The 25,934-nt window shown below is 73.0% G+C and carries 26 protein-coding genes and 1 pseudogene; 9 read left to right on the top strand and 18 right to left on the bottom strand.

Annotated features, from left to right (window positions below):
• The first annotated feature begins 29 nt into the window (after positions 1 to 29).
• The gene (locus tag IE294_RS27510) at positions 30 to 1,163 is read left to right on the top strand and encodes an Mrp/NBP35 family ATP-binding protein (protein WP_189890510.1); all 1,134 of its coding nucleotides are present in this window, start codon (positions 30 to 32) and stop codon (positions 1,161 to 1,163) included.
• A gap of 95 nt (positions 1,164 to 1,258) precedes the next feature.
• Here IE294_RS27510 and IE294_RS27505 read toward each other — a convergent pair whose 3' ends face one another.
• Complete coding sequence (locus IE294_RS27505) at positions 1,259 to 1,660, bottom strand: hypothetical protein (protein ID WP_189890508.1); 402 nt, start codon at positions 1,658 to 1,660, stop codon at positions 1,259 to 1,261.
• Positions 1,661 to 1,838: 178 nt separating this feature from the next.
• Here IE294_RS27505 and IE294_RS27500 point away from each other — a divergent pair, with 178 nt between their 5' ends.
• The gene (locus IE294_RS27500; protein ID WP_189890506.1) at positions 1,839 to 4,463 is read left to right on the top strand and encodes a DUF6185 family protein; all 2,625 of its coding nucleotides are present in this window, start codon (positions 1,839 to 1,841) and stop codon (positions 4,461 to 4,463) included.
• A 46-nt stretch (positions 4,464 to 4,509) separates the two neighbouring features.
• Here IE294_RS27500 and IE294_RS27495 read toward each other — a convergent pair whose 3' ends face one another.
• From IE294_RS27495 to sigE, 5 genes are all read right to left on the bottom strand, one after another.
• The gene (locus IE294_RS27495; RefSeq protein WP_189890504.1) at positions 4,510 to 5,175 is read right to left on the bottom strand and encodes a hypothetical protein; all 666 of its coding nucleotides are present in this window, start codon (positions 5,173 to 5,175) and stop codon (positions 4,510 to 4,512) included.
• Between the two features lie 253 nt (positions 5,176 to 5,428).
• Positions 5,429 to 5,887, bottom strand: a complete 459-nt coding sequence (locus tag IE294_RS27490) for a sec-independent translocase (protein ID WP_189890502.1) — start codon at positions 5,885 to 5,887, stop codon at positions 5,429 to 5,431.
• A gap of 84 nt (positions 5,888 to 5,971) precedes the next feature.
• The gene (locus IE294_RS27485; RefSeq protein ID WP_373315854.1) at positions 5,972 to 7,924 is read right to left on the bottom strand and encodes a S1C family serine protease; all 1,953 of its coding nucleotides are present in this window, start codon (positions 7,922 to 7,924) and stop codon (positions 5,972 to 5,974) included.
• 133 nt (positions 7,925 to 8,057) lie between these two features.
• On the bottom strand, positions 8,058 to 9,083 hold the full coding sequence (locus IE294_RS27480; RefSeq protein WP_189890501.1) for a zf-HC2 domain-containing protein: 1,026 nt from the start codon (positions 9,081 to 9,083) through the stop codon (positions 8,058 to 8,060).
• Positions 9,080 to 9,796, bottom strand: a complete 717-nt coding sequence (gene sigE, locus IE294_RS27475) for an RNA polymerase sigma factor SigE (protein ID WP_078611813.1) — start codon at positions 9,794 to 9,796, stop codon at positions 9,080 to 9,082. Before sigE ends, IE294_RS27480 begins: the two co-directional genes overlap by 4 nt.
• Positions 9,797 to 10,030: 234 nt before the next feature.
• On the opposite strand from sigE, the gene IE294_RS27470 reads away from it, so the two are divergent.
• Positions 10,031 to 10,729, top strand: coding sequence for an O-methyltransferase (locus IE294_RS27470; RefSeq protein WP_078611812.1), 699 nt, complete (start codon positions 10,031 to 10,033; stop codon positions 10,727 to 10,729).
• An 84-nt stretch (positions 10,730 to 10,813) separates the two neighbouring features.
• Here the strand turns inward: IE294_RS27470 and IE294_RS27465 are convergent, their stop codons facing one another.
• Both IE294_RS27465 and IE294_RS47860 read right to left on the bottom strand, forming a co-directional pair.
• Positions 10,814 to 10,981, bottom strand: coding sequence for a DUF3117 domain-containing protein (locus tag IE294_RS27465; protein WP_018544333.1), 168 nt, complete (start codon positions 10,979 to 10,981; stop codon positions 10,814 to 10,816).
• A gap of 147 nt (positions 10,982 to 11,128) precedes the next feature.
• On the bottom strand, positions 11,129 to 11,308 hold the full coding sequence (locus IE294_RS47860) for a hypothetical protein (protein ID WP_229917366.1): 180 nt from the start codon (positions 11,306 to 11,308) through the stop codon (positions 11,129 to 11,131).
• 49 nt (positions 11,309 to 11,357) lie between these two features.
• Between IE294_RS47860 and chcB the strand changes: the two genes are divergently transcribed.
• The gene (gene chcB / locus IE294_RS27460; RefSeq protein ID WP_189890499.1) at positions 11,358 to 12,161 is read left to right on the top strand and encodes a 2-cyclohexenylcarbonyl CoA isomerase; all 804 of its coding nucleotides are present in this window, start codon (positions 11,358 to 11,360) and stop codon (positions 12,159 to 12,161) included.
• Between the two features lies 1 nt (position 12,162).
• On the opposite strand, the gene IE294_RS27455 is transcribed toward chcB, so the two are convergent.
• Together IE294_RS27455 and IE294_RS27450 are read right to left on the bottom strand one after the other, a co-directional pair.
• Entirely contained in the window at positions 12,163 to 12,750 is a 588-nt protein-coding gene (locus tag IE294_RS27455) for a DNA-3-methyladenine glycosylase I (RefSeq protein WP_189890497.1), read from the bottom strand.
• Positions 12,747 to 13,112, bottom strand: a complete 366-nt coding sequence (locus IE294_RS27450; protein WP_189890495.1) for a DivIVA domain-containing protein — start codon at positions 13,110 to 13,112, stop codon at positions 12,747 to 12,749. Before IE294_RS27450 ends, IE294_RS27455 begins: the two co-directional genes overlap by 4 nt.
• 138 nt (positions 13,113 to 13,250) lie before the next feature.
• Here IE294_RS27450 and folP point away from each other — a divergent pair, with 138 nt between their 5' ends.
• Entirely contained in the window at positions 13,251 to 14,111 is an 861-nt protein-coding gene (gene folP / locus IE294_RS27445; RefSeq protein ID WP_189890493.1) for a dihydropteroate synthase, read from the top strand.
• A 57-nt stretch (positions 14,112 to 14,168) separates the two neighbouring features.
• Here folP and IE294_RS27440 read toward each other — a convergent pair whose 3' ends face one another.
• On the bottom strand, positions 14,169 to 14,927 hold the full coding sequence (locus IE294_RS27440) for an LOG family protein (RefSeq protein WP_189818135.1): 759 nt from the start codon (positions 14,925 to 14,927) through the stop codon (positions 14,169 to 14,171).
• Between the two features lie 106 nt (positions 14,928 to 15,033).
• Positions 15,034 to 16,113 carry a succinyl-diaminopimelate desuccinylase gene (dapE, locus tag IE294_RS27435; protein WP_189890491.1) on the bottom strand — a complete coding sequence of 360 codons (1,080 nt, stop codon included), beginning with the start codon at positions 16,111 to 16,113 and terminating at the stop codon, positions 15,034 to 15,036.
• 105 nt (positions 16,114 to 16,218) lie between these two features.
• Between dapE and IE294_RS27430 the strand changes: the two genes are divergently transcribed.
• Together IE294_RS27430 and IE294_RS27425 are read left to right on the top strand one after the other, a co-directional pair.
• The gene (locus IE294_RS27430) at positions 16,219 to 17,235 is read left to right on the top strand and encodes a VldE C-terminal domain-containing protein (RefSeq protein ID WP_189890490.1); all 1,017 of its coding nucleotides are present in this window, start codon (positions 16,219 to 16,221) and stop codon (positions 17,233 to 17,235) included.
• Between the two features lie 286 nt (positions 17,236 to 17,521).
• Entirely contained in the window at positions 17,522 to 17,989 is a 468-nt protein-coding gene (locus tag IE294_RS27425; protein ID WP_189890488.1) for an ATP-binding protein, read from the top strand.
• A 79-nt stretch (positions 17,990 to 18,068) separates the two neighbouring features.
• On the opposite strand, the gene IE294_RS27420 is transcribed toward IE294_RS27425, so the two are convergent.
• Both IE294_RS27420 and fdxA read right to left on the bottom strand, forming a co-directional pair.
• Positions 18,069 to 19,166, bottom strand: coding sequence for a bifunctional succinyldiaminopimelate transaminase/glutamate-prephenate aminotransferase (locus tag IE294_RS27420; RefSeq protein WP_189890486.1), 1,098 nt, complete (start codon positions 19,164 to 19,166; stop codon positions 18,069 to 18,071).
• 132 nt (positions 19,167 to 19,298) lie between these two features.
• Positions 19,299 to 19,619, bottom strand: a complete 321-nt coding sequence (gene fdxA, locus IE294_RS27415) for a ferredoxin (protein WP_014674796.1) — start codon at positions 19,617 to 19,619, stop codon at positions 19,299 to 19,301.
• 140 nt (positions 19,620 to 19,759) lie between these two features.
• Between fdxA and IE294_RS27410 the strand changes: the two are divergent.
• Both IE294_RS27410 and IE294_RS27405 read left to right on the top strand, forming a co-directional pair.
• Positions 19,760 to 20,752 (top strand): annotated as a pseudogene (locus IE294_RS27410) (GNAT family N-acetyltransferase); the annotation flags it as partial.
• Positions 20,753 to 21,520: 768 nt separating this feature from the next.
• Positions 21,521 to 22,387 carry a transglutaminase family protein gene (locus IE294_RS27405; protein WP_189890484.1) on the top strand — a complete coding sequence of 289 codons (867 nt, stop codon included), beginning with the start codon at positions 21,521 to 21,523 and terminating at the stop codon, positions 22,385 to 22,387.
• Between the two features lie 15 nt (positions 22,388 to 22,402).
• Here the strand turns inward: IE294_RS27405 and IE294_RS27400 are convergent, their stop codons facing one another.
• The 4 genes from IE294_RS27400 to IE294_RS27385 are packed head-to-tail and all read right to left on the bottom strand — an operon-like array spanning position 22,403 to position 25,876.
• Positions 22,403 to 23,017 carry a response regulator transcription factor gene (locus IE294_RS27400; RefSeq protein WP_189890482.1) on the bottom strand — a complete coding sequence of 205 codons (615 nt, stop codon included), beginning with the start codon at positions 23,015 to 23,017 and terminating at the stop codon, positions 22,403 to 22,405.
• Positions 23,014 to 24,207 carry a sensor histidine kinase gene (locus IE294_RS27395; RefSeq protein WP_189890480.1) on the bottom strand — a complete coding sequence of 398 codons (1,194 nt, stop codon included), beginning with the start codon at positions 24,205 to 24,207 and terminating at the stop codon, positions 23,014 to 23,016. Before IE294_RS27395 ends, IE294_RS27400 begins: the two co-directional genes overlap by 4 nt.
• Positions 24,208 to 24,212: 5 nt before the next feature.
• On the bottom strand, positions 24,213 to 24,953 hold the full coding sequence (locus IE294_RS27390) for an ABC transporter permease (protein ID WP_189890478.1): 741 nt from the start codon (positions 24,951 to 24,953) through the stop codon (positions 24,213 to 24,215).
• On the bottom strand, positions 24,950 to 25,876 hold the full coding sequence (locus tag IE294_RS27385) for an ABC transporter ATP-binding protein (protein ID WP_189890476.1): 927 nt from the start codon (positions 25,874 to 25,876) through the stop codon (positions 24,950 to 24,952). The genes IE294_RS27390 and IE294_RS27385 overlap by 4 nt, the downstream gene beginning before the upstream one ends.
• Positions 25,877 to 25,934 lie beyond the last annotated feature (58 nt).

Below are 25,934 nucleotides of genomic sequence, written 5' to 3'. Positions count from 1 at the left end.
GCCCCTCGGCGCGCCGTACCATCGTTCTTATGGCTACGGAAGACGCGGTGCGCGAGGCACTGTCGACGGTGAACGACCCCGAGATCAACCGCCCGATCACCGAACTCGGGATGGTCAAATCGGTGGAGATCGGCGCGGACGGAGCGGTCGCGGTCACCGTGTACCTGACGGTGTCCGGCTGCCCGATGCGGGACACCATCACGCAGCGCGTCACCGAGGCGGTCTCCCGGGTCGAGGGCGTCACCCGCGTCGACGTCACCCTGGACGTGATGAGCGACGAGCAGCGCAAGGAGCTGGCGGCGGCCCTGCGCGGCGGCCAGGCCGAGCGCGAGGTCCCCTTCGCCAAGCCGGGCAGCCTCACCCGGGTCTACGCGGTCGCGTCCGGCAAGGGCGGCGTCGGCAAGTCCTCGGTGACGGTGAACCTGGCCTCGGCGATGGCGGCCGACGGCCTGAAGGTCGGCGTCGTGGACGCGGACATCTACGGCCACAGCGTGCCGCGCATGCTGGGCGCCGACGGCCGGCCCACCCAGGTCGAGAACATGATCATGCCGCCGTCCGCGAACGGCGTGAAGGTCATCTCCATCGGCATGTTCACGCCCGGCAACGCCCCGGTCGTCTGGCGCGGCCCGATGCTGCACCGCGCCCTCCAGCAGTTCCTGGCGGACGTCTACTGGGGCGACCTGGACGTCCTGCTGCTGGACCTCCCGCCCGGCACCGGTGACATCGCGATCTCCGTCGCGCAGCTGGTCCCGAACGCCGAGATCCTGGTCGTCACGACCCCGCAGCAGGCGGCGGCCGAGGTGGCCGAGCGGGCCGGCTCCATCGCCGTCCAGACCCACCAGAAGATCGTCGGCGTGGTCGAGAACATGTCCGGCCTGCCCTGCCCGCACTGCGGCGAGATGGTCGACGTCTTCGGCACGGGCGGCGGCCAGCTGGTCGCGGACGGTCTCACCCGCACCACGGGCACATCCGTTCCCGTCCTCGGCAGCATCCCGATCGACGTCCGCCTCCGCGAGGGCGGCGACGAGGGCAAGCCGGTCGTCCTGACCGACCCGGACTCCCCGGCGGGCTCCGCGCTGCGCGCGATCGCCGGCAAGCTGGGCGGGCGGCAGCGGGGGCTGGCGGGGCTGTCGCTGGGGATCACGCCGAAGAACAAGTTCTAGGTCTGCCACGGCGAAGGGGCGTCGTCCTCACGGGCGGCGCCCTTCGCCGTGCCCGGCGTGCTCAGGACGGCGTCCCTTCGCCGTACCCGGAGCGCTCAACGGCCGTCGGGGTCGTCCGTGTGCCCGGGGCAGAGGTCGAGCGTGGTGCACAGCATGATCTCCTGGTAGGAACCGCCCGCGGACCCCGCGCCCGGCTCCCGGCCGGCATGCGGCACGAACCGCCATTGCGATGCTTTGGCGTGCTGCGTCCTGTCCGCCTTCTCGACATGGGCGTGCAGTGTGCGGGCCACGGGGTCGTTCGTCTCCACCAGCACTTCGCCGGCGCGGAGCGGGAAGTGGTCGTGCAACAGGCAGATGCCGAACCGGTCCAGATTCCCGTGCTTGGCCAGCACCGCCACCAGATCCTCGACGAACTCGGCGTCCTGGGGCCCCAGTCCTTCGGCCTCCTCGAAGCGGGGAAGCGGATTCCGCGGGACGCCCGTTTCGGTGTCGGTCATGGGTCCTCCGTCAATCGACTGACGGTCAACGGCTTCCATTGTCGGACGCCGAACCCGCCCCCGCAAATGCCGCTGGCACGCCCAAGCAGGTGCGTGTCAGCGATCCGCCGTGTGTCTGAGCATGACATACACACCGCTTTGTCTACATTCGCCGGGGACGTGGAGAGGTGTCAGCCCTATGGCGATGACTCGGTGGTGGCGGCTGCTGCTGCCGCTCCTGGTGCTGGTGGCATGGGCAGCGGGAGAGTGCGGTCCGGCTCAGGCACGACAGCGCGATGCCGGTACTGACTGCATGTCGGACGACCTCAGGGGAAGCATCGTCAGCGCCACGCTGCGGCTGGAGCAGCACAAGCGCTCAACTCCCCGGACAGTTTCCGACATGACGGTGCGGGTGCCCAGACAGTGGCCGCACGCCCGCCATCTGACCTTCGGTGAGGAGTCCCCGCAGTACCGCCAGGCGATGCGGTGCCTGCTGTTCGGGGACGCGGCACCCGGGGAACGGAGCGAATGGCGCCCCCACGACCCGGTGGTGACCGCCACCGACACCTCGGTCACGGTGCACTACGTCGCCTACGACTGGATCACCTCGGAAAATCCCGTCCTCGTGGGTCCTTGGCAGGTCATCCCGACGGGGAGGACATGGATGATCTACCTGTGGCCGCCGACGCTCCAGACCATCCGGTGGAAGCGGATCGAGGTCGATCTGGGCGGCCTCAATTTCAACGACCTCGTGGAGCACGCGTCGTCCTCCACCGAGAACCATCTGGTGTGGAAGAACGCACTGCCCGAAGAGGTGCAGGTGGAGGTCGACCCACCCTGGCAGCGCTTGCTGCCGATGAAGCTCGGTCAGTCGCTCTGGGCCACCGCGGGCATCGCCTCGTGGTGGGTGTGCGCCTCGGTCCTGATCGTCGTGGCCGCACTCCGTACCGAGCCCGCCGAGGCAGCCACCGGGCCCGGAGCGGCACGGCGACCAGCGCGGGGGGCGGCGGCCCGGCGGTCCACGGCGGACCCCCCGGACACCGGCTCCCCACAGGACGTCAGCTTCACGCGCCCACTGCTGGAGTGGGCCGGGCTGAGCGCGGGGGTCGCTCTGGCACTGCTCCTGTTCGTCCCGCAGGACCGGTTCTCCCCCCGGTGGCACGCCCTTCTGTGCATCCCCGCGGGCGTGGTCCTGGTCTTCGCCGCCCGCCCGTGGAGCGTGGGCGCGTCACGGACCTCGGCCGGCGCCGGCCCGGACGAGCCGGCCCGGCCGGCGGCCGTCCAGCGTCGTCAGGCACTCGCCGTCACGGCGACCACGTGTGCGGTGGCGGGCATCGGCGTGCTGGTGCTCCTGGGCCACGATGTCTTCGGGCTTCCCGGGGGCCTGGGACCGAAGACGACGACCGCCCTTGGCCGCACCGGGCTCGCCCTGCTGGGGCTGGTGACCGTGTGGTTGTGGCTGGCCGCGATGGCCGCCTGGGCCTGGCGCTTCGTGCGTGAGGGAGGACTGTTCCAGGGGCGACGCTGGACCAGGCGGTGGGACGACGCCCCCGTCCGGTGCGTGGCCGTCGTCGGAAGCCTGCTGGCCGCCGTCGCCGTGGCACTCCTCGCATGCGCCTGGTGGGTGAAGGAACGACGGTGGAAGCGCGTCAACTGGCTCGTCGAGCAACCTGACCCCTCCGCTCACAACGCGTCCCTGAGCAGCACGTTCGCGAATTTCTTCTACACCGACCTGAGATGGCTCTTCGCCTACAGCTGGGTGCTGACAGGCATCGCCCTGCTGGCCCTGCTGCGCTTCCGCAGCAGGGCCTCCCGGGTGGACGGCCGCCATGGACACGAGCGATTCCCCCTGGGGCCGAGCAAGCCGGATCTCCTGCTGACCGTCTCCTTGTTCGCCTTCTTCGTCGGCGTCCGGGCCACGAGGTTCGCGGGCGCCGGCGCGCTGTACGGCGTCTGGCTGGGGCTGAGCATCCTCGCCCTGTACGCCCTCCTCGCCCTGGGGCGGCGGTGGTCCGTGCTGAGCCGGATGGGAGACCGCTTCTGCCGGGTGCGGCTGGCCAGCGAGCAGGACAGGAGCGAACTGCTGGAGAAGGCCCGCCAATACCGCAACGCGAACCATCAGATGCACCTGCTGGACCAGGGCCGCGCCGCCGGAGTGACCTGCGAGCAGTTGGAAGAGAAACTGAACGGGCTGCACCAGTGGATGGTCACCGCGTGCCAAGGAGCCGACCCGCCGGAGCAGATCTCGGTGCTGGACATCGCCCTCGCCTGGGGGCCGGAGGGACGCTGGTGGTCCAACGCGGTGCGCGCGGCACGTCTGGCGTTCTGGTTCGGAACGCCGGCCACCGTGCTGCTCGTCTACTACGAGGCACAGGATTCCTACGCGCGACAGCAAGCCCTGTACTCCCCCATCGGCCTCCCGGAGTTCGCCGCGGACCTGATCCTCTACCAGCTGGGGTGGGCGGTCGCCGGCTTCACGCTGGGGGCGCTGTGGCGTCTGCTGCCCGGGCACCGCAGCCAGGCGCGGGCCTGGCTGCTCACCGCTGCCTACGGATTCCCCGCGGTGCTGGCCGCCGCGCTCATCCACATCATGGACACGGACCCCCGCCAGCTCATGTTGTACGCCGCGCTCCTGCTCGTCATCCTGACACTCACCAGCATCTGGATGGACCTGGCGACGTTCCGGAGGGAACAGAAGTACTGGCCCAGCGGTTTCGCCCTGCTGCTGTCCATCCACCAGCTGCGCGGCTTGTCCGTAGGGGTCACCTGGATCCTGGCCCAGCTCGCGGCCGTCGTGACGATCTTCAAGAGCCTGACCCACTGAACGGCCGGCCGGGCCCCGGGCGGCCACCGCACCCGGGCCCGGCCCGTCACGCGTAGGCGGCGATGTCCTTGACCGCGGCGAAGCCGAGGCCGTACGCGCTCATCCCCCGCCCGTACGCGCCCAGGTGGACCCCCGCGTCCGTGGTGCCGGCCAGCACCCAGCCGTACTCGGACTCCCGGTAGTGGAACGAGGCGGACACCCCGTCGACGGGCAGGGAGAGCCGGGACCACTCCGGGCCCCCCAGGTCGTCGGCCAGGGCCCACGCCGTCTCCGTCTGCTGGTCCAGCCAGTCGTCCCGCAGGCTGTGGTCCATCTGCCCGGGCCAGGTGAACGACAGCAGCCCCACTCCGGCCAGCCACGCCGCCGAGGACACCGATGTGGCCTCCAGCAGCCCCGTACCGTCGGCGCTCCGCCGGGACGGCTGCGCGGCGACGGTGACCACGACCGCGAACTTCTCCCGGGGCTCGCCGGCGGAGCCGGTCTCGCCCCGCACCGAGGGCTCGTCGCCGTGCCCGATCGAACCGTGCTCGACGGCGCCGTCGGCGGCCGTGCCGACCTGCATCAGCCAGCGCGGCCCCGTGAACGCCTCGTCGAGCCCGTACCACGGGAAGGGCGCCCGCAGGTAACCGTCGACCGTACTCCGGGCGGAGGGGAGTTGCTCTCCGCCCTCCGCGGCCGGCACCTGCGCGCCCACCCGACTCGTCGTCTCCATCTGCCCGGACGCCTCCTCGCTCTCGTCGAACCGGGGTGGCCCGCCCCCCATTCGGGCGTACGCGTCCGGTCCGCACAACAACTCGGCAGCATATCCACACCACTGGGGGCAGCAGGGCAGGCGCTGGATGCGTGGGTCGCGCGTACGGCCTGTGCGGGCCGTACGCCACGGGCGTGCGGTATGAGACGCGTCACGTGTGCGGCGTACGCACACGTGCGCGTGTCGGCGGGGGGGGGAGCGCCGGTGGACGCGCTTACGTGGCGTCCGCGTCGAAGGGCGGGCGCTCGTCGTCCCCGGGCGTCTCGGGCTTCTTGGTCATGTCGACGCGCCCGCCGGAGGACGACGGGGACGACGGGGACGACGGCGAAGGGGACGAGGAGGACGAACCGTCGCGGCCGTGGACCGCGTCCGTGACCTCCGCCATCTCCTTCTTCAGGTCGAAGCCGTTGCGGATCTCCTTGAGCCCCAGCTCGTCGTTGTCCAGCTGCTTGCGGAGGAACGTCTTGGGGTTGAGATCCTCGAACTCGAAGTCCTTGAACTCGGGACCCAGCTCGCTACGGATGTCCTGCTTCGCGCTCTCCGAGAACTCGCGGATCTTCCGGATCGTGCGCATCACGTCCTGGATGACCTTCGGGAGCTTGTCCGGACCGAAGACGAGCACGGCGAGCACGATGATCGTCACCAGCTCCAGTGGTCCTATGTCATTGAACACCTGACGCTCCTTGCGATGTCCTCGGTCGCTCAACGGTACCCGGCGTTCCTGTCCGACCGGTACCGTCCCGAGGTGAGACTTCTGTCAGTTCTGCTCCGACGCGCCCAGCACGAGTGACACCTCCCGCTCGATGCCGTCACGCTCGACCGTCAGCCGCAGCCGGTCCCCCGGCCGGTGGGCGCGGATCTTGACGATCAGCTCCTCACCGGTGTGGACGCGCTCACCACCGACCTCGGTGATGACGTCGCCCGCCTTGAGCCCGGCCCGCTCGCCGGGGCCGCCCCGGGTGACGGCGGAACCTCCGCTCGCGCTCTTGCTGTCGATACGGGCGCCGTCACCGGTGTAGCCCATGTCGAGGGTGACACCGATCACCGGGTGCGTGGCGTGGCCCTCGTTGATCAGTTCCTCGGCGACGCGCTTGGCCTGGTTGACGGGTATGGCGAAGCCGAGGCCGATGGACCCGGCCTGGCCGCCGTCGGCCTCGGAGCCGCTGCCGGCGGAGCGGATGGCGGAGTTGATGCCGATGACCTGGGCCCGGGAGTCGAGCAGCGGGCCGCCGGAGTTGCCCGGGTTGATGGGGGCGTCGGTCTGGAGCGCGTCGACGTACGACACGTCGCTGCCGTCGCTCTTCTCCCCACCGGCGGTGATCGGCCGCTCCTTGGCGCTGATGATGCCGGAGGTGACCGTGTTGGCCAGGTCGAAGGGGGCGCCGATGGCGACGACCGGGTCGCCGACCTTGACGTCGTCGGAGTTGCCGAGGGGCAGCGGGGTGAGCCCGTGGACGCCGTGCACCTGGACCACGGCGAGGTCGTAGCCGCTGTCCCGGCCGACGACCTTGCCCTTGACGGTGTCGCCGCTGCTGAACGTCACGGATATGTCGCCGCCCGTCCCGGCGGGCTCGACCACGTGGTTGTTGGTGAGGATGTGCCCCTCGGCGTCGAGCACGAAGCCGGTGCCGGTGCCCGCCTCGTCGGCGCCACGGACGTGCAGCGTGACCACGCTGGGCAGGGCGCGGGCGGCGATCCCGGCCACGCTGTCCGGCGCCCGCCCGGCCGGCACGCTCCCGGCCTGCGGCAGCCGTACGTCGTCGCCGAAGCCCTCGCGCTGGAGATAGGCGCCGGCGGCTCCGCCGACGCCCGCGGAGAACAGGGCGACGACCAGGGTCCACGCGAACAGGACGCGCCGCGCGCTCCTCTTGCGCTGCTGCTCCGTCGGCACGCCCGCACCGGTCTGCTGAAGCGGCCCCAGGGCCGGCACCTGCTCCTTGGCGGAACCACCGGCCCAGGGGTCGTAACGGCCCCAGGGGTCGGAGCCCTCCGGGACGGGGCCGGCGGGGGCGGTGGGCGCGGGTGCGTGCGCGGCCGGCGCCTGGGCGGGGCCGGGCACGTGCGGTGCGGGTGCGGAAGGAACGGGCGCAGGTGCGTGCGCCATGGCCGCGGGCAGGGGTGCCGTGGGCGCGGCCGGCGGTGGCATCGCCGGCGCGGACACGGCCGTTCCGTGCGCCGGGGTCGCCGCCGGATGCTGCACCGGCGGTGCGGGCGCCCAGGGGCCGGGTTCGCCGTACGGCGGGGTGCTGTACGGGTCGGGGTCGTGCAGCGGCTTGGGCCGCCCGACGGGAGCCGCCCAGGAGGCCTCCCCGGCCGCTACGGCGTCTCCACCGGCGCCTCCCGGGAGGTCTCCCTCGGCGTCCCCGCGGATGTCTCCACCCGCCTCTCCCCGAACGCCGCCACCGCGAATGTCTCCACCCCGAATGTCTCCACCGACGCCACCGCGAATGCCGTCATCGGCGCCACCCCGGATGGCCGGCCCGGTTCGTCCCCCAGCCCCTCCCCCGAGGTCTCCCCCCGTGCCTCCCCCGTAGGTCTCCCCTCCGTCCGCCTCGGCCGGCAGCCCTGCCGGCTTGGCCAGTTCGAAGTCGCCGTCGGATCCGGTGGCTTCCGGTAGGGCGCCCCCGGCTGCCTCGATGCGGTCGGCCGGCGTCACACCCGCCGCCCCCTCCGGTCCGTCCACCGGCGGGACACGGTTCCCCTCGTTCATGCTCTCCCCACGGCTGGGCCGCGACCGCGCGCTGCCGCGGCCATGGAACGTCGTCCACCGCCCCCGGGTCTTCGCCGCGGGAGCGGTCTCACAGGATTCAACCAGGTTCGCGGGGCCGCGGGGCGGCGGCCGGTCAGGGCGACTGGTGGGGCACGGCGGGAGCGGCCGGGGAAGCCGGGGCGGCGGAGGGGACGGTGTCGGGGACGGGGGCGGACAGCAGGCCGAAGCCGACGACTCCGGGGGTGGTGGACCAGTCGGCGAGCGGCAGGGCCACGGTCTCGTCGAGCTTGCGTATCAGCGGGGAGACGGCGGCCACACCGGCCAGCACGGGCGCGGTCACGGCGCGCACCGGCTCGGCCCGGTCCTGCCCGGCGACGGGGGACGGCACTCCGGGGAGCAGCGGCGCGGACAGGGTGGTCGGTGCCGCCGGAACTGGTCCGAGCGGCGCGCCGCCCTGGGCGAGCAGCGGCCCCACCGGGCGGCGGCGCTGGGTCTCCGGCGTGGCCGCGCCTCCGCCCGCGCCGGTGCCGGCCGGGATCACATTGCTGCCGGCGCCGGTGCCGCCGCGGGCGTCCGTGGTCAGGTCGCCGGGGAGGGAGGTGGTGACGCCGCCGAGGGCGACCGCGGCCAGCGACACCGCGCCGGCGGCGGCGAACGCGAACCGCAGCCCGCGCGAGGCGGAGCGGCCGTCGTCCGGGCGACCGACGGGATGGATGCGGAAGCCGCGGTCCTCGGGAGCCGCGACGCGGTTCGCGCGGGCCGGGAGGAAGCCGGGGGCGCGGGCGGGGACGTACCCGAACGGGAGGCGCTCACCGCGACTCACGCCGAACGGCCCGGAGGCGTCGGACGCGTCGGACGGTCCCGTGGCCGGGCCGCCGAGGAATCCGCCGCCGTTCGGGTCACCTCCCCCGGGGAGGCCCTGGAGGCGGGCCAGGAAGCTCGCCGAGGGCGGGGGCGGGGCCGCCTCCGCGAACACGTTCTTCAGCGCGCGCTGGGCGTCCGCCTCCGCCTTGCACCGGGCGCAGGTGGCCAGGTGCGCGAGGACGCGCTCGCGCGTCTCGTGACCGAGCTCTCCGTCCACGAGGGCGGAGAGCCGGTCTCCCAGGTGCTGCTCTGCGAGGCGCGCCTCCTCGACAGGTTTCGGCCGAGATCCACTCACGCGGTCGCGCCCCCTCCCCCCAGAGCGGGGACACGGGGGGCCAGGAAGGAGCGCCGCTCGGCCGCGCGGGCCTCCGGGGAGCGGTGCGCGAGGGCCTTGCGGAGCTGGGACCGGCCGCGGTGGATGCGGGAGCGGACCGTGCCGAGCTTCACGCCGAGGGTCGCGGCGATCTCCTCGTACGACAGTCCTTCGATGTCGCACAGGACGACGGCGGCGCGGAACTCGGGCGCGAGGGTGTCGAGGGCCTGCTGGACGTCGGCGTCGAAGTGGGCGTCGTTGAAGAGCTGCTGGGGGGTGGGCTCGCGGCTGGCCAGACGCTCGGCCGCGTCCTCGCCGAGGGCGTCGAAGCGGATGCGCTGCTTGCGCCGGACCATGTCCAGGAAGAGGTTGGTGGTGATGCGGTGCAGCCAGCCCTCGAAGGTGCCCGGCGAGTACGTCGACAGGGAACGGAAGACACGGACGAAGACCTCCTGGGTGAGGTCCTCGGCGTCGTGCTGGTTGCCCGTCAGACGGTAGGCGAGTCGGTAGACCCGGCCGCTGTGCGTGCTGACGATCTCCTCCCACGCGGGCGGAGTCCACGCCTGCCCGTCCGCGTCGGTGGCGAAGGTCGCGGTCTGGGTCTCGCCTGCGGCGAGACCGGCGGCGTGGCTGTCGGCAGCGGTGTCGGTCACGGATTTCGGCCTGCCCGCCGACCCGAGGAAGCGCCGTAGCACTCCGCCCCGGTCCCCGGGCGCAGCCGCACCTCCCCTGTCGGCTCTGGTGGTGTCCAGTGGAGCCCCTACCATAGCCACCTCGCCCGTTAGCTCCGGATAAGCGGTTTTACGAGAATTTGATGCACGCTGATACGGCTCATGCGCCTGCGTCAGCAGTTGCTCGGCGTCCTGATCCACCTCTCGCCCCCCGTCGCGTCCCCGGTCACCGGCTCTTCCTTGTAAACGCCCGGTCCCATCTGCGGGTTCCCGACGCCAACGGATACAGTCACGCCCAGGCAACCACGGGGACAGGAGAGGGTCATTACCGGCAACCGGCAGACGAGCTGGGCGTTCGCCGACGCCTTTGTCGCCGAGGACGAAGCGCTGCGCTGGGCCCGCGACCGGGCCCGCGAGGCAGGGCTGCGCTCGGTGTCGCCCAGCACGGGCGCCGCGCTGCGACTGCTCGCCGCCTCCGTGGACGCGAAGGCGGTCGCGGAGATCGGCACGGGCTGCGGGGTGTCCGGCATCCATCTGCTGCACGGGATGCGGCCGGACGGGGTGCTCACCACGGTGGACCCGGAGCCGGAGCACCAGCAGTTCGCCCGGCAGGCCTTCCGCGTCTGCGGCTTCGCCAGCAACCGGGCCCGGTTCATCCCGGGCCGCGCGCTGGACGTGCTCCCGCGTCTCGCGGACGCCGGCTACGACCTCGTCTTCTGCGACGGGGACCGCCTGGAGTACCCGGACTACCTCGCCGAATCGTTGCGCCTGCTGCGGCCGGGTGGCCTGGTGGTCTTCGAGGGCGTGTTCGCCAACGGCCGCACGGTCGACTCCGGCCCGCAGCCGACCGAGGTGCTGCGGCTGCGCGAGCTGCTGCGCACCGTGCGGGAGAGCCAGGAACTGGTCCCCTCGCTGCTGCCGGTGGGCGACGGCCTGCTGTGCGCCGTCAAGCGCTGAGGCCGCGCCGGGGGGTGCGGGAACGCGGCTGCCCCGGCACCGCGTACGATGCCGGGGCAGCCGGAAGGACTGATCGCTGGGACGTCAGACGACGACCTTCTTCAGGGCGTCGCCGAGCGCCTCGGCCTCGTCAGGGGTCAGCTCGACGACGAGTCGACCGCCGCCTTCGAGCGGAACGCGCATGACGATGCCCCGCCCCTCCTTGGTCACCTCGAGCGGGCCATCACCCGTCCGCGGCTTCATGGCCGCCATGCTCGTTCCCCTTCCTGAAACCCAGCTCATCGATCGTCTGCCGACGGCCCCACGGGGCACCCGCCATCCGCAACGGACACGCGACACCGGCATCGAACACATTGCTTCCAAGCCATTATCCCGCATCGCAGGACCCGATGACCAACATCAGTCGGCATCGCTTGGGCAACGCGCGCGAGCAAAACCACCCAATTCGGCGATGTGGCTGCGATACTGCGCCCCCGCACGACGATCCGCCGACGGCTTCCGCTCCGGTTTTCTTTGACGCAGGTCACACGTCCGGTCCGGCCCTTGGATGGCGATCTCCGCCATGCTGTCCTCAGACATGGACGTACTGAGCGGTACGTCACCAGCCGCGAACCGGAGGGGATGCGCCATGGCCGACACCGTGCTCTACGAGGTGAGCGACGGACTCGCGACGATCACGCTGAACCGCCCCGAGGCGATGAACGCGCTGAACATCGCGACCAAGGTCGCCCTGCGGGAGGCGGCGGAATCGGCGGCCGGCGACCCGGCCGTGCGGGCGATCCTGCTGACCGCCGCCGGGGACCGGGCGTTCTGCGTGGGCCAGGACCTCAAGGAGCACATCGGACTGCTGGCCAGTGACCGGGAGACCGGGGCCGGGCAGACGATGACCACGGTCAGGGAGCACTACAACCCGATCGTGCGGGCGCTCGCCGGGGCGCCGAAGCCGGTGGTCGCGGCGGTGAACGGCGTGGCGGCGGGGGCCGGGTTCGGCTTCGCGCTCGCCGCGGACTACCGGCTGGTGGCCGACAGCGCCTCCTTCAACACGTCGTTCGCCGGTGTGGCCCTCACCGCCGACTCCGGGATCTCCTGGACGCTGCCCCGGGTGATCGGCCCGAGCCGCGCCGCCGACCTGCTGCTCTTCCCGCGCAGCATCGGCGCGCAGGACGCGCTGGAGCTGGGGATCGCCAACCGGGTCGTCCCCTCCTCCGAGCTGCGCGCGGAGGCCGGGAAGGCGGCGCGGGCGCTGGCCTCGGGGCCGACGGTGGCGTACGCGGCGATCAAGGAGGCGGTGGCCTTCGGGCTGACGCACTCCCTCGCCGAGACGCTGGAGAAGGAGGACGAGCTCCAGACCCGGGCGGGGCGGTCCGAGGACCACGCCATCGCCGTCCAGGCGTTCGTGGACAAGGAGAAGCCGAAGTACCTGGGGCGGTAGCTCAGGGGGCGCTCCTCGCCACGCACGTCTCCAGGTGGTCGTCGACCAGGCCGCACGCCTGCATCAGTGCGTACGCCGTCGTCGGGCCCACGAATCTGAGCCCCCGCTTCTTCAGGGCCTTGGACAGGGCCGTCGACTCCGGAGTCACCGCCGGGACGTCCGCGAGGGTCTTCGGGGCCGGGCGGGTGGCCGGGTCCGGGGCGTGGGACCAGATCAGGGTGTCCAGCTCGCCCTCGGCCCAGTCGGCGAGGACACGGGCGTTGGCGAGGGTGGCGTCGATCTTGGCCCGGTTGCGGATGATGCCGGGGTCGGCGAGCAGGCGGTCGCGGTCGGTCTCGGTGAAGGCGGCGACCTTCTCGATGCGGAAGCCGGCGAAGGCCGCGCGGAAGCCCGGACGGCGGCGCAGGATCGTGATCCAGGACAGGCCCGACTGGAAGGCCTCCAGGCTGAGCCGCTCGAAGAGGGCGTCGTCGCCGTGGACCGGGCGGCCCCACTCCTCGTCGTGGTACGACACGTAGTCGACGGTGGACAGGGCCCAGGGGCAGCGCAGGGCGCCGTCCGGGCCGGGTACGGCCGCTCCGGTGGTCATCGCTCCTCCTCCGGGCCCTCGCTGCGGTCCCGCGGTGCGTGGTGCGCGTGCGCGGCGGCGGCTCTCGCGCCGGCCAGCGCGGACTCCAGGTCGGCGATACGGGCGTCCCGCTCCGCCAGTTCCGCGGCGAGCCGGCCGAGCGCGTCGTCGACGTCGGCCATGCGGTAGCCGCGCGGGGCGAGGGGGAAGCGCAGGCCCTCCACGTCCGCGCGGCCCACCGGGCGGTCCGCGGGGAGGGGGTCCTGGAGCCGCTCGGGCGCCACCTCGGGCAGCGGGGCGCTCCCCCCGCCGCCCACCACGGCCAGGGTCACCGCGGCGACCACGACGGCCAGCGCGACGACCAGGAAAAAGAACATCACCATCGCATCAGGGTCCCCACGCTCGTTACCGGACGCTGTGCCGGAAGCCGAAACTGTCAGGGTCCGATCGTGCCATGCGAGTCTGACAGTTAGGGTCGCAGGCGGCCGTACTGCGGAACGTACTAGGAGAGGTCACAGCGGATGCTCAGGCTGGGCAGGCGGGAATTCGGGCCGCACGAGCCGGTGATCATGGCGATCGTGAACCGGACGCCGGATTCCTTCTACGACCGGGGAGCCACCTTCGGCGACGAGCCTGCCCTGGCGCGTGTGGAGCAGGCGGTGGCCGAGGGCGCAGCGATCATCGACATCGGCGGGGTCAAGGCCGGGCCCGGGGAAGAGGTCACCGCGAAGGAGGAGGCGCGCCGGACGGTCGGCTTCGTCGCGGAGGTACGGCGGCGCTTCCCCGATGTGATCATCAGCGTGGACACCTGGCGGGCCGAGGTCGGCGAGGCCGTGTGCGAGGCCGGCGCGGATCTGCTGAACGACGCGTGGGGCGGGGTCGACCCGGGGCTCGCGCAGGTCGCGGCGCGCTACGGGGTGGGGCTGGTGTGCACGCACGCCGGGGGCGTGGAGCCCCGTACGCGTCCGCACCGGGTGACGTACGACGACGTCGTGGCCGACATCCTGGACGTGACCGTGGGGCTGGCCGAGCGGGCGGTCGCGCTCGGTGTGCCGCGCGAGTCGGTGCTGATCGACCCCGGGCACGACTTCGGGAAGAACACGCGGCACAGCCTGGAGGCGACGCGGCGGCTGGACGAGATGGTGGCCACCGGGTGGCCGGTGCTGGTGTCGCTGTCCAACAAGGACTTCGTCGGGGAGACGCTGGACCGGCCGGTGAAGGAACGGCTGATCGGCACGCTGGCGACGACCGCCGTCTCCGCGTGGCTGGGGGCGCAGGTGTACCGGGTGCACGAGGTGGCCGAGACCCGTCAGGTGCTGGAGATGGTGGCGTCCATCGCCGGTCACCGGGTCCCCGCCGTGGCCCGCCGGGGTCTGGCCTGACCGGCCGGGGGGCCGGGGCGGGCGGACGTCCCCCTCAGCCCCCCCCCGCGGAGGCGCCTAGCGGGCCGCCTCCTTGGACACCAGGGACACCGCCTCGTCCACGTCGTCCGTCACGTGGAACAGCAGGAGGTCCTTCTCCGACGCCTTGCCCTGGGCCACCAGCGTGTTCTTCAGCCAGTCCACCAGGCCGCCCCAGTACTCGCCGCCGAACAGGACGATCGGGAACTGGGTGACCTTCTGCGTCTGGACCAGGGTCAGCGCCTCGAAGAGCTCGTCGAGGGTGCCGAGGCCGCCGGGGAGGACCACGAAGCCCTGCGCGTACTTCACGAACATCATCTTGCGGACGAAGAAGTAGCGGAAGTTGAGGCCGATGTCGACATAGGGGTTGAGCCCCTGCTCGAAGGGAAGTTCGATTCCGAGGCCGACCGAGACGCCGCCCGCCTCGCACGCCCCCTTGTTGGCCGCCTCCATCGCTCCCGGGCCACCGCCCGTGATGACCGCCCAGCCCGCCTGCACGAGCCCCCGGCCGAGCCGCACGCCCGCGTCGTACTCCGCGGAGTCCACCGGGGTCCGCGCCGAGCCGAACACGCTGATGGCGGGCGGGAGTTCGGCGAGCGTGCCGAAGCCCTCGATGAACTCCGACTGGATCCGCAGGACCCGCCAGGGGTCGGTGTGGACCCAGTCCGTGGGGGCGCGCTCGTCCAGCAGCCGCTGGTCGGTCGTGCTGGCCGTCACCTGGCCCCGCCGTCGGAGGACCGGTCCGAGCCGTTGCTCGTCCGGCGGCTGCTTCTTCCCCTCGGGATTGCCGGTAGGCATGTGCGCTCCCTCCGCTTGCCGGTAGTTCGATGTCAGACTAGATCTACGCGGATCACCGCGGGGGGACCCGGGCATGTCCGGCGTGCGGTGGCACGCCCCGCACGGGCTAGGCGGTGAGCCAGTTCCGCAGCCGTTCCTCGCCCGCCAGGATCTTCGCGGTCTCCACGCGCTCGTCCCGCTTGTGCGCCAGGTGCGGGTTGCCGGGGCCGTAGTTGACCGCGGGGATGCCGAGCGCGGAGAAGCGGGAGACGTCCGTCCAGCCGTACTTGGGCCGCGGGGTGCCGCCCACCGCCTCGATGAAGGCGGCGGCGGCCGGCTGGGAGAGGCCGGGCAGCGCGCCGGGGCTGTGATCGTCCACCACGAACTCCTCCACGCCGCAGTCCGCGAACACCTCGTGGACGTGCGCGACGGCCTCCTGCTCGGTGCGGTCGGGGGCGTACCGGAAGTTGACCGTGACCACGCACTCGTCCGGGATGACGTTCCCGGCCACTCCCCCGCTGATGCCCACCGCGTTCAGGCCCTCGCGGTACTCCAGCCCGTCGATGACCGGCCGGCGCGGCTCGTAGGAGGCCAGCCGGGCCAGGACGGGGGCCGCCGCGTGGACGGCGTTGGAGCCCATCCAGGCGCGCGCCGAGTGGGCCCGCTCGCCCTTCGTCCTCAGCAGCACCCGCAGCGTGCCCTGGCAGCCGCCCTCCACCTCGCCGTCGGAGGGCTCCAGCAGGACCGCGAAGTCGCCCGCCAGCCACTCCGGGTGGGCCTCGGCGACGTGCCCCAGGCCGTTGAGGCCGGCGGCGACCTCCTCGTTGTCGTAGAAGACGAAGGTCAGGTCGCGGTTGGGCGCGGGGACGGTGGCCGCGATGCGCAGCTGCACCGCCACGCCCGACTTCATGTCACACGTGCCGCAGCCCCACAGCACCCCGTCCGCGTCGAGCCGCGAGGGCACGTTGTCCGCGATCGGCACGGTGTCGATGTGCCCGGCCAGGATGACGCGCTCGGCGCGGCCGAGGTCCGTCCGGGCGATCACGTTGTTGCCGTAGCGGTCCACCGTCAGGTGCGGCAGGCCGCGCAGCGCGGCCTCGATGGCGTCCGCGAGCGGCTTCTCGGTGCCGCTCTCGGAGGGGAAGTCCACGAGCTGCGCGGTGAGCGCGGCGGCGTCCAGCGTGAGGTCAAGCGAGGTGTCGGCCATGGCCACGACCCTAACGCGCCACCCGCCGGGGCCGGGGGCGCGAACGACGGCGCGGTCCCGTGGACCCAGCGTAGGGGGCCCGGGGGGCTCCAGTACCTTGTACGCGTGTCAGAGCCGTCCCCCACCCGTCCCAAGCGCCGCGGGCGCCTCTTCCGTTACACCGCGGCCCTGTTGGTCCTGTGCGGCGTCGCCGCGTACCTCGTGGTGCAGTACGTCACCGGAGGCGGCGGTGCGCGCGGCTGCACGGTGGTCTCGCCCTCGGACGACGGGGCGTCGTACGAGTTCACGCCCGAGCAGGCGGCGAACGCGGCGACGATCGCCGCCGTCGGGACCGGGCGCGGGATGCCCGAGCGGGCCGTGACGATCGCGCTGGCGACCGCCCTCCAGGAGTCGGAGCTGCGGAACATCGAGCACGGCGACCGGGACTCGCTGGGCCTGTTCCAGCAGCGGCCCTCGCAGGGCTGGGGCACCGAGCGGCAGATCATGGACCCGGCCTACGCGGCGGGCATCTTCTACGCGCACCTGGCCAGGGTGCCGGACTACACCGACCTGCCGCTGACGGTGGCCGCGCAGCGGGTGCAGCGCAGCGGCTACCCGGAGGCGTACGCCAAGCACGAGCAGGACGCCACGCTGCTGGCGGCGGCCCTGACCGGGCGGGCGGCGGCCACGCTGACCTGCGACGGGCGCCCGCAGCGCACCACCTCCGCGACCGGCCCGGACGCGGTGCGGGCCGCGCTGGTACGGGACTTCGGGCGGGACGCGCTCCAGGAGACCGGGGCGGTGGTGGGCGGGACGCCCGTACCGTCGCCGTCCCCGTCGCCCAGCGTGACCGCGACCGCGCGCGGGCGGACGGTGACGGTCCCGGTGCCGGACGGTACGAAGACGGACGCGGCCGGGCGTGGCGAGCGGGAGCGGGGCTGGCAGCTGGCGCAGTGGGCGGTGGCCCACTCCTCGGCGCTGCACATCGAGCGGGTGGCGTACGCGGGCCGGGTGTGGACCGCGGGGAGCGACGGCGACGCGTGGCGGACGGCCGGGTCGGACGGGGCCGGGGGCGCGCAGAGCTCCGCGGGGAAGTCCGTGGAGACGTCCGTGGGCTCGGTGCGGATCGTGGCCGGACAGTAGTACGGACGCTCACTCCGGCGGGTTGTGCGCCGCCGGGGCGTACGACGGTTCGGGCGGAGGGCGTGCCCGTCCCGGGAACCCTTGGGAATCAAGGGCGGGAAGGATTCTGCACGATTTCCGGCGAACGTCCTTTGCCCGTTTTTATCCACACCTGATAATGCGACGCGTTATCCATTCTTTACCTGGGGCGTCCGCAACCTTCGCGGGCTTCGAGCGGTAGTCACGGCGTCCGAGCCGGAGACGGGCTTGGACACAGACACCGTTCTCTCCCGTCGAATGGAGCATCATGTCCCTCCCTCTGACCCGCCGGATCGCCCGTGCCGCGCTGCTCGTCGCAGCGGGAGCGGCTGCCGGGGTCGGTGCGGCCGGCTCCGCCGGAGCGGCCACGAATCTGCCGGCGGCCACCCCGAACCTGGGCGGTCTGACCGCCCTGGACGGCGCGCACGTGGGCAACGCCGTCGACGGTGCCGCGCAGAGCGTCACCACGGTCGCGGGCCACACGGGCGGCAAGGCGGTCGAGCAGGCGGTGCCGGCCGCGGGCAAGACCGGCGGCGCCGCCGTGAAGAAGGCGGCCCCGGCGGCGCAGAAGGCCGCGGGCGACGTGGCCGGGACCGCGGGCGGTGTCCTGGGGGACGCGGCCTCCGGTGCCACGAAGGGCGGGCTGCCGACGGACGCCCTCACCAAGGGCGGGCTGCCGACGTCGTCCCTGCCGACGTCCTCCCTGCCGACCAAGGGTCTGCCGCTGGGCGGCTGAGCGCCCGGCTGTGAACGCCGACGGGGTCCAGGTGCCTCTCCTGGGCCCCGTCGGCTTGTGCGCCGTCGGGACGGGCGGGCTACGCGCTCAGGCGGGCCACCGCTGCTCGCACTCGTTCGTCCGTCGCCGTGAAGGCCACGCGGACGTGGTTCTTCCCCGCCTCGCCGTAGAAGTCGCCCGGGGCCACCAGGATGCCCCGGTCGGCCAGGTGGGCGACCGTGGTCCAGCAGGACTCGCCGCGGGTGGCCCAGAGGTAGAGGCTCGCCTCGCTGTGTTCGATGCGGAAGCCGTCGGCGAGGAGCGCCGCGCGGAGCGCCGCGCGGCGGGCGGCGTAGCGCTCGCGCTGCTCGTGCACGTGGGCGTCGTCGCCGAGCGCGGCCACGACCGCCGCCTGCGTCGGCGCGGAGGTCATCATGCCGCCGTGCTTGCGGATCTCCAGCAGCGGGCCCAGGACGGCCGGGTCGCCGGCGGCGAAGGCCGCGCGGTAGCCCGCCAGGTTGGACCGCTTGGAGAGGGAGTGGACGGCGACGATGCCGTCGTAGGAGCCGCCGTTGACGTCCGGGTGCAGGACCGAGACCGGGTCGGCCTCCCAGCCCAGCTCCAGGTAGCACTCGTCGGAGAAGACGAGGACGTCGTGGGCGCGGGCCCAGGCGACGATGTCCGTGAGCTCCTGCCGGGAGAGGACCTTGCCCGTGGGGTTGGACGGCGAGTTCAGCCAGAGCAGCTTCAGGCCGGCCGGGTCCAGGTCGCGCGGGTCGTCGTAGACCTCGTACTCGGCGCGGGCCAGGCGGGCGCCGACCTCGTACGTGGGGTAGGCCAGGCGCGGGTAGGCGACCTTGTCGCCGGGGCCGAGGCCGAGCTGGGTCGGCAGCCAGGCCACCAGCTCCTTGGAGCCGACGACCGGCAGGACGTGCCGGTGGGTGACCCCGCGCGCGCCCAGGCGGCGCTCCAGCCAGCCGGTGATCGCGTCGCGCAGGGCGGGGGTGCCCCAGACGGTCGGGTAGCCCGGGGAGTCGGCCGCGTCGATCAGGGCCTTCTGGACCAGCTCGGGGACCGGGTCGACCGGGGTGCCGACGGAGAGGTCGACGATGCCGTCCGGGTGGGCCGCGGCCGTCTTCTTGTACGGCTCCAGCTTGTCCCAGGGGAAGGTGGGAAGCCGGTCGGAGACTGCGGACACGGGAATCAGGCTCACTTTCGTACGGTGCGGCAAACGCCTCGGTCCCGTACGGCGCCGATCGGGCTGATCGGGCCGTACGGGACCGAGGCGGCGCGGCGCTGTGTGGCGGACGGCCGCTTGGTGCTCAGTCGGTCACTCGCCCTGCGGCGGCAGCGCGGCGACGAAGGGGTGGTCGCGCTCGATCAGCCCCAGCTTGCTGGCGCCGCCGGGCGAGCCCAGCTCGTCGAAGAACTCGACGTTCGCCTTGTAGTAGTCCTTCCACTCCTCCGGGACGTCGTCCTCGTAGAAGATCGCCTCAACCGGGCAGACCGGCTCACAGGCACCACAGTCGACGCATTCGTCCGGGTGGATGTACAAGGACCGCTGGCCCTCGTAGATGCAGTCGACCGGGCACTCCTCGATGCACGCCTTGTCCTTGACGTCGACACAAGGCTGCGCGATGACGTAGGTCACGCTGTCGTTCCTCCTCGATAGGGCGCTGGCGGGCCTCCTCAGGCTCCGCCGCCTGGCGCGCGGGAGCGCGGCGTCGTCGATGCCCGCCCCTAGTATCTCCGTTCCGGAGCATGATCCGAACAGGAGGGGTGAACTGACCAGTGGAAATCTCGGCGAAAGGACGCCTGGAGGTCCGAATCACCCCCGCTGACGTGGGGAAACGGGTCTCTGTACGGCGGTTGGGCGAACCCGGTGGCGGACCGGAGAAGTTCACTGACACGGTGGGTGTTCTCACATCATGGGACGGTGGCGTGCTCATGATCACACGGCGGGACGGCGAACGGGTCCGGATCCCGCAATCCGCGCTGGTCGCCGGGAAGGTCGTGCCCGCCGCCCCGGCGCGGCGCAGGGGGCCCGCCGCCACGTACCCGGAACTCGTGCGGGTCTCCTCCCGGGCGTGGCGGCCGGTGGAGAGCGAGCGGCTGGGCGAGTGGGAGCTGCGGGCGGCCGGCGGGTTCACACGGCGCGCCAACAGCGTGCTGCCGCTCGGGGACCCCGGGCTTCCGCTCGACGCGGCCCTGGCGGCCGTACGACGCTGGTACGGCGAGCGCGGCCTGCCCGCGTACGCGCAGACCGCGACCGGCGCCGAGGGCACGCAGGAGATGCTGTGCGCGGAGCTGGAGCGGCGCGGCTGGGTCCGCGAGGTGACCGCCGAGCTGTGGACCGGGGCCCTGGCGCCGGTCGCGGACCGGGCCGGGGGCGCGGGGGTGGTCCTGTCCCGGGCGGCGGACGAGGCGTGGCTCGCGCGGTACCAGCGCAAGGGGGTGAGCGAGGTGGCCCTGCGGGTGCTCGGCTCCGGGCCGTCGGTGTGGTTCGCCTCCGTGCCCGGCGCCGGGGAGGGCGAGCCGCCGGCGGCGATCGGGCGGTGTGTCGTGGACGGACGGTGGGCCGGGTTCGCCGCCGTCGAGGTGGACCCCGGCCGGCGGCGGCAGGGGCTGGCCACCGAGGTCATGGCCGCGCTGGCCCGGCGCGCGCTGGAGGAGGGCGCCTCGGCGGCCTGGCTCCAGGTGGAGACCGACAACGACTCCGCCCGAGCCCTCTACCGCGCCCTGGGCTTCACCCCCCACCACGCCTACCACCACTACCGGGCCCCCGAGGAGCAGGACCTGCCGGAACAGCCCCCCGCCACCGCCGACCGGCCCTCGCCGGCGGATACGCCCGAGACACGGCCCCTGCCGGAGGACGCCCCCGAGACCGGGCCCCTGCCGAAGGGCACCCCCGAGACCGAGTCCCTGCCGACGGGCACCCCCGAGACCAGGCCCCGGCCAGAAGGCACCCAGGAGACCGAGCCCCTGCCTGAGGACAGCCCCGAGACCCGGTCCCTGCCGGGCGACAACCCCGAGACCCCGGACCCAGGCAAGTGACGCGCCCAGTACCCGCCCCCAGCAAGGCGACATGCCCAGCGGCCGGACCCGCGCGAGCGACCGCCCCGGTGGCCGGACCCGCACGAGCAGCCACCCAGACGGCCCGACCCACGCGCGCAACCACCCCGGCGGCCGGACCCACCCGAACAACCACCCCGGTGGCCGGACCCGCACGAGCAGCCACCCAGACGGCCCGACCCACGCGCGCAACCACCCCATCAGCCCGACCCACCCGAACAACCACCCCGGTGGCCGGACCCGCGCGAGCAGCCACCCAGGCGGCCCGACCCACGCGCGCAACCACCCCATCAGCCCGACCCACCCGAACAACCACCCCGGCAGCCCGACCCAGCCCGCCGACAGGCCCAGCAGCCCGACCCGGCCGGGTAGCCACCGTGGCGGCCGGGCGCAGCCCAGCGGCCACCCGGCGTCCCGGGCGCCGCAGGTATCCCGCTTCGCGGGGCCGTAGAACGCGCCGTGGAAGGGCATGAGGCTGCCATGAGTCATCCGTATCTGCCGCCCCCGTACCCTCCCTCCGAGGACCGCTCCGCCGAGTTGCGGCGGCGGTTCGCAGAGGAAGCGCGGTCCGAGCGGCCGGACCTGTCGGCGCTGTGTCTGCTGATCGGCGCGGTGACGGACGGCTCGCTGGACGAGGCCGGCATCGACGCCGCGCAGGCGGAGCTGGACCGGCTGGCGGGCGAGCTGCCGTTCCGGCCGGGCGGGCCACGGGCGTGGGCGGAGGCCGTACGACGGCTGCTCGGCACCCGCCACGCGTTCCACGGGACGCCGGGCGACTACCAGCGGCTGGAGTCCTCCCTGCTGCACGAGGTGCTGCGGCGACGGCGCGGGCTGCCGATCCTGCTGTCGGTGGTGTGGCTGGAGGTCGCGCGCCGGGCGGGCGCCCCCGTGTACGGCGTCGCGCTGCCGGGGCACTTCGTGGTCGGGTTCGGGGCGGCGGCGGAGCAGGTGCTGGCCGATCCGTTCGACGGTGGTCGGGTGCTCACCGGGCCGGACGCCGAGCTGCTGGTCGTGGGTGCCACGGGCACGTCCCTGGACCCCTCGATGCTGGAGCCGGCGCCGCCCCTGGAGGTCGTCCAGCGCGTCCTGAACAACATCCGGGCGTGGGCGGCGGCCCGGCCGGAGCGGTCGGACGTCGCGCTGCGGGCGGTGGAGCTGGCGCTGCTCATACCCTCGCACCCGGCACGCCTGCGCTACGAGCGCGGGCAACTGCTGGTGCAGCGCGGCGAGTTCGTCGCGGGTGCCGAGGAACTACAGCACTACGCCGACCTGATCGAGGTGGTGGACGAGTCGGCGGCCCGCAAGGTCCGGCAGGAGGCGCGCACGGCGAGGTCCAAGCTCAACTGAGACCGGGGTGGTCCCTCACAGCCACCCCTTGTCCCGGGCGATCCGTACCGCCTCCGCCCGGTTGCGCGCGGCCAGCTTCTGGATGGCGGTCGACAGGTAGTTGCGGACCGTGCCCTGGGACAGGTGCAGTGCCTGGGCGAGTTCGGCGTTGGTGGAGCCGTCGGCCGCCGCGCGGAGCACCTCGCGTTCGCGCTCGGTGAGCGGGTTGGCGCCCTCGGCGAGCGCGGCGGCGGCCAGCGTGGGGTCGATGACCCGCTCGCCGGCCAGCACCTTGCGGATCGCCTCGGCGAGCTGCGCGGCCGGGGCGTCCTTGACGAGGAAGGCGTCGGCGCCCGCCTCCATGGCGCTGCGCAGGTAGCCGGGGCGTCCGAAGGTGGTCAGGACGACCAGCTTGACCCCCGGATGTTCGCGGTGCACCCGGGCCGCGGCCTCGATGCCGGTGCAGCCGGGCATCTCGATGTCGAGCAGCGCGACGTCCACGCCGTGCGCGCCGACGGCCGCGAGCACCTCGTCACCGCGCGCCACCTGGGCGACGACCTCGATGTCGTCCTCCAGGCCGAGCAGCGCGGCCAGCGCCTCGCGGACCATCGACTGGTCCTCGGCGAGGAGGACCTTGATCATGCTCGTCATGCCCCGGATCCTATGTCCGCCCCGGCGGCCATGGGCACGCGGGCGACGAGCCGGAACCCGTGCCCGACCCGGCCCGCCTCCAGGCTGCCGCCGGCCTTCTCCAGGCGCTCGGTCAGCCCGGTCAGGCCATTGCCGGGCCCCTTTCCCGAGCCCCCGCTCCCGCTGTCCTCGACGGAGAGTTCGAGCACCGGTCCGTCCAGGGTCTGACGGCGCAGCAGCCGTACGACGCAGCGGTCGGCGCCGCTGTGCCGGACCACGTTGGTGACCGCCTCGCGCAGCGCCCAGGCCAGCGCGGACTCGGCCTCCCCGGGCACGCCGGCGAGGTCGGGTTCGGCGGGCACCTCGGCGACGACCCCGGCGGCGGTCAGCGCGACCTGGGCGCCGGCGAGTTCGGCGGCGAGCCGGGGCCGCCGGTAGCCAGTGACGGCCTCCCGGACGTCCACCAGGGCCTGCCGGCTGACCTGCTCGATGTCGGCGACCTGCTGGGCCGCCTTGTCGGGGTGGTCGGGCAGCATCCGGCCGGCCAGCTCGCTCTTGAGCGTGATCAGCGACAGGGAGTGGCCGAGGAGGTCGTGCAGGTCGCGGGCGAGGCGGAGCCGCTCCTCGTTGGCGGCGAGCTGGGCGACGGTGGCCCGCGCCTTGCGCAACTCGATCGTGGTGCGCACCAGTTGTCCGACACCGACCATCGCGAACCCGATGAGCACGACGAGGAGCAGCAGGCCACGGGCCTCCTTCTCGTTCGAGTGCAGCCCGACGAGGTACATCAGCGCGGCCGTCGCCGGGATCGCCCAGTACGACGCCCGGACCGGCAGGGTGGCCCCGCAGGCCACCGACAGGTAGACGAAGAGGCCGAGCCAGGCGCTGCCGAGGGTGTAGGCGAGGACGGGGGCCAGGACGGCCAGGACCGCGATGAGGCCGACGACGGTCCGGGGCGCGAAGGACCGGCCCATGTTGCGGAAGACCAGCGCCAGGTAGACCCCGACGAACGCGGCCAGGCCGAGGGAGCCGGCGAGGGTGGCGCGCGCGGTGTGGTGGCCGCCGACCAGGTCGCCGACCGGCGAGCTGAGGAAGACCAGCCACACGCCGATCCACAGCACCTTGGCCGGCACGTCCCGCCGGGTGCGGGGGCGCTGGCCCAGCCGGACCTGGTGTTCCGGCGGCTTCTGGCCGGTCAGGGGGTCTTCCGTCATCGCGCTCACGCCTTCAGCGTGTCCTTCCGGTACAGCCAGGCCGCGCCGCCCGCGAAGAGGACGAAGTAGACGGCGAGGACGGCGATGTCCGCCGCGTGCGGGGCCTGGCTCTGCTCGATCGCCCGTCCCAGGGCAGCGTACGCGTGCGTGGGGAGCCACTTGGCGATGTCCTGGAGGACCTGCGGGAAGGTCGCGGACGGTATCCACAGGCCGCCGAGGAGCGACAGGCCGAAGTAGACGATCATCGTGATCGGGCGGACCGCGTCCCCGGAGGCGAGGTAGCCGATGGCGACGCCGAGCGCGGCGAAGACGAGGCTGCCGGCCCAGATGACCCCGGTGAGCGCGAGCCACTGCCAGGCGTCCAGGCGTACGTGCTTGACGCCGGCGGCGACGGCGAACACCACGACGATGGCCGGCAGGCTCACCACGGCGGCGCTCGCGGTCTTGGCGAGGACGTAGCCGCGTCCGGGCAGCGGGGTCAGCCGTAGCTGCCGTACCCAGCCGCTCTCGCGTTCCTTGGCGATGCGCTCGCTGTTGCCCATCAGGACGGCGGTCAGGGCGCCGAAGGAGGCCATGGAGACCATCAGGTAGGTGGCGACGGTCAGACCGGTGCCGTCGACCCGCTCGGCCGAGCCGGCGCTGCTGGAGAAGATCAGGTAGATGATCGAGGGGTAGAGCACCGAGAAGAACAGGAATTTCCTGTTCCGCAGGGCGCGGGCCAGTTCGAGCTTGATGAGGGCGTTCACGACTGCTTGGCCTCCTCGGCCTCCGTGATGGCGACGAAGGCCTGCTCCAGACCGAGCCCGGCGACTTCGAGGTTGCGGGGGTAGACACCGAGGCCGTAGAGGGCGTGGACGGTCGCGTCGGCGTCGGCTGACTGGATGCGGACGGTCTGGCCCGATACGTCGATCGAGGTGAGGAACGGCAGCCCGCGCAGGGCGCCGGTGTCGATCTCGCCGGCCAGGTCGAAGGAGATCCGCCGCGCGCCCGCCTTGGCCTTGATCTCGGCGGCCGTGCCGTCGGCGAGGAGCCGGCCCCGGTGCAGCACCAGGACCCGGTCCGCGATGGCGTCGGCCTCTTCCAGGTAGTGGGTGGCGAAGAGGACCGTACGGCCCTGGTCGGCCTGTTCTCGCATGGTGGCCCAGAAGGCCTGGCGGGCGGCGACGTCCATGCCGGTGGTCGGCTCGTCCAGGATGATCAGATCGCTGTCGCCGGCCGTGGCGAGGGCGAACCGGACCCGTTGCGCCTGGCCGCCGGAGAGCTTGTCCACCTTGCGGTCGGCGATCTGGGCGATGCCCGCCCGGGCCAGCACGTCGGAGACCGGGTACGGCCGCGGGTGCAGGGAGCAGGCCAGCTTCACCAGTTCGGTGACGGTGACGCCGTCCATCAGGCCGCCGCTCTGGAGCATCGCCCCGACCCGGCCGGCCACGATCGCCTCGCGGGGGCTGCCGCCGAACAGGCTCACCGTGCCGCCGTCGGCGTGCTTGAGCCCGAGGAGCAGGTCCAGGGTGGTGGACTTGCCGGCCCCGTTCGGGCCGAGGAGGGCGACGGTCTCGCCCGGGTACAGCCGGAGCGAGAGGCCGTCGACGGCCCGCACGCTCCCGTACGTCTTGGTCACCTGGTCGAACCCGACCACCGGGGTGGTGGCCGGTGCCGCTGTCGTCGTCATGCCGTCCATGCTGGCGGCGGGGGCCCGGGAGCGGGCAGTGTCGGGGGTCCTGAGTGCC

Origin of the sequence: Streptomyces canarius (assembly GCF_014650735.1) — a bacterium.
Lineage (GTDB): Bacteria > Actinomycetota > Actinomycetes > Streptomycetales > Streptomycetaceae > Streptomyces > Streptomyces olivaceoviridis.
The sequence above is the reverse complement of the archived record's forward strand: the minus strand, read 5'-3'. Positions and strand labels throughout refer to the sequence as shown.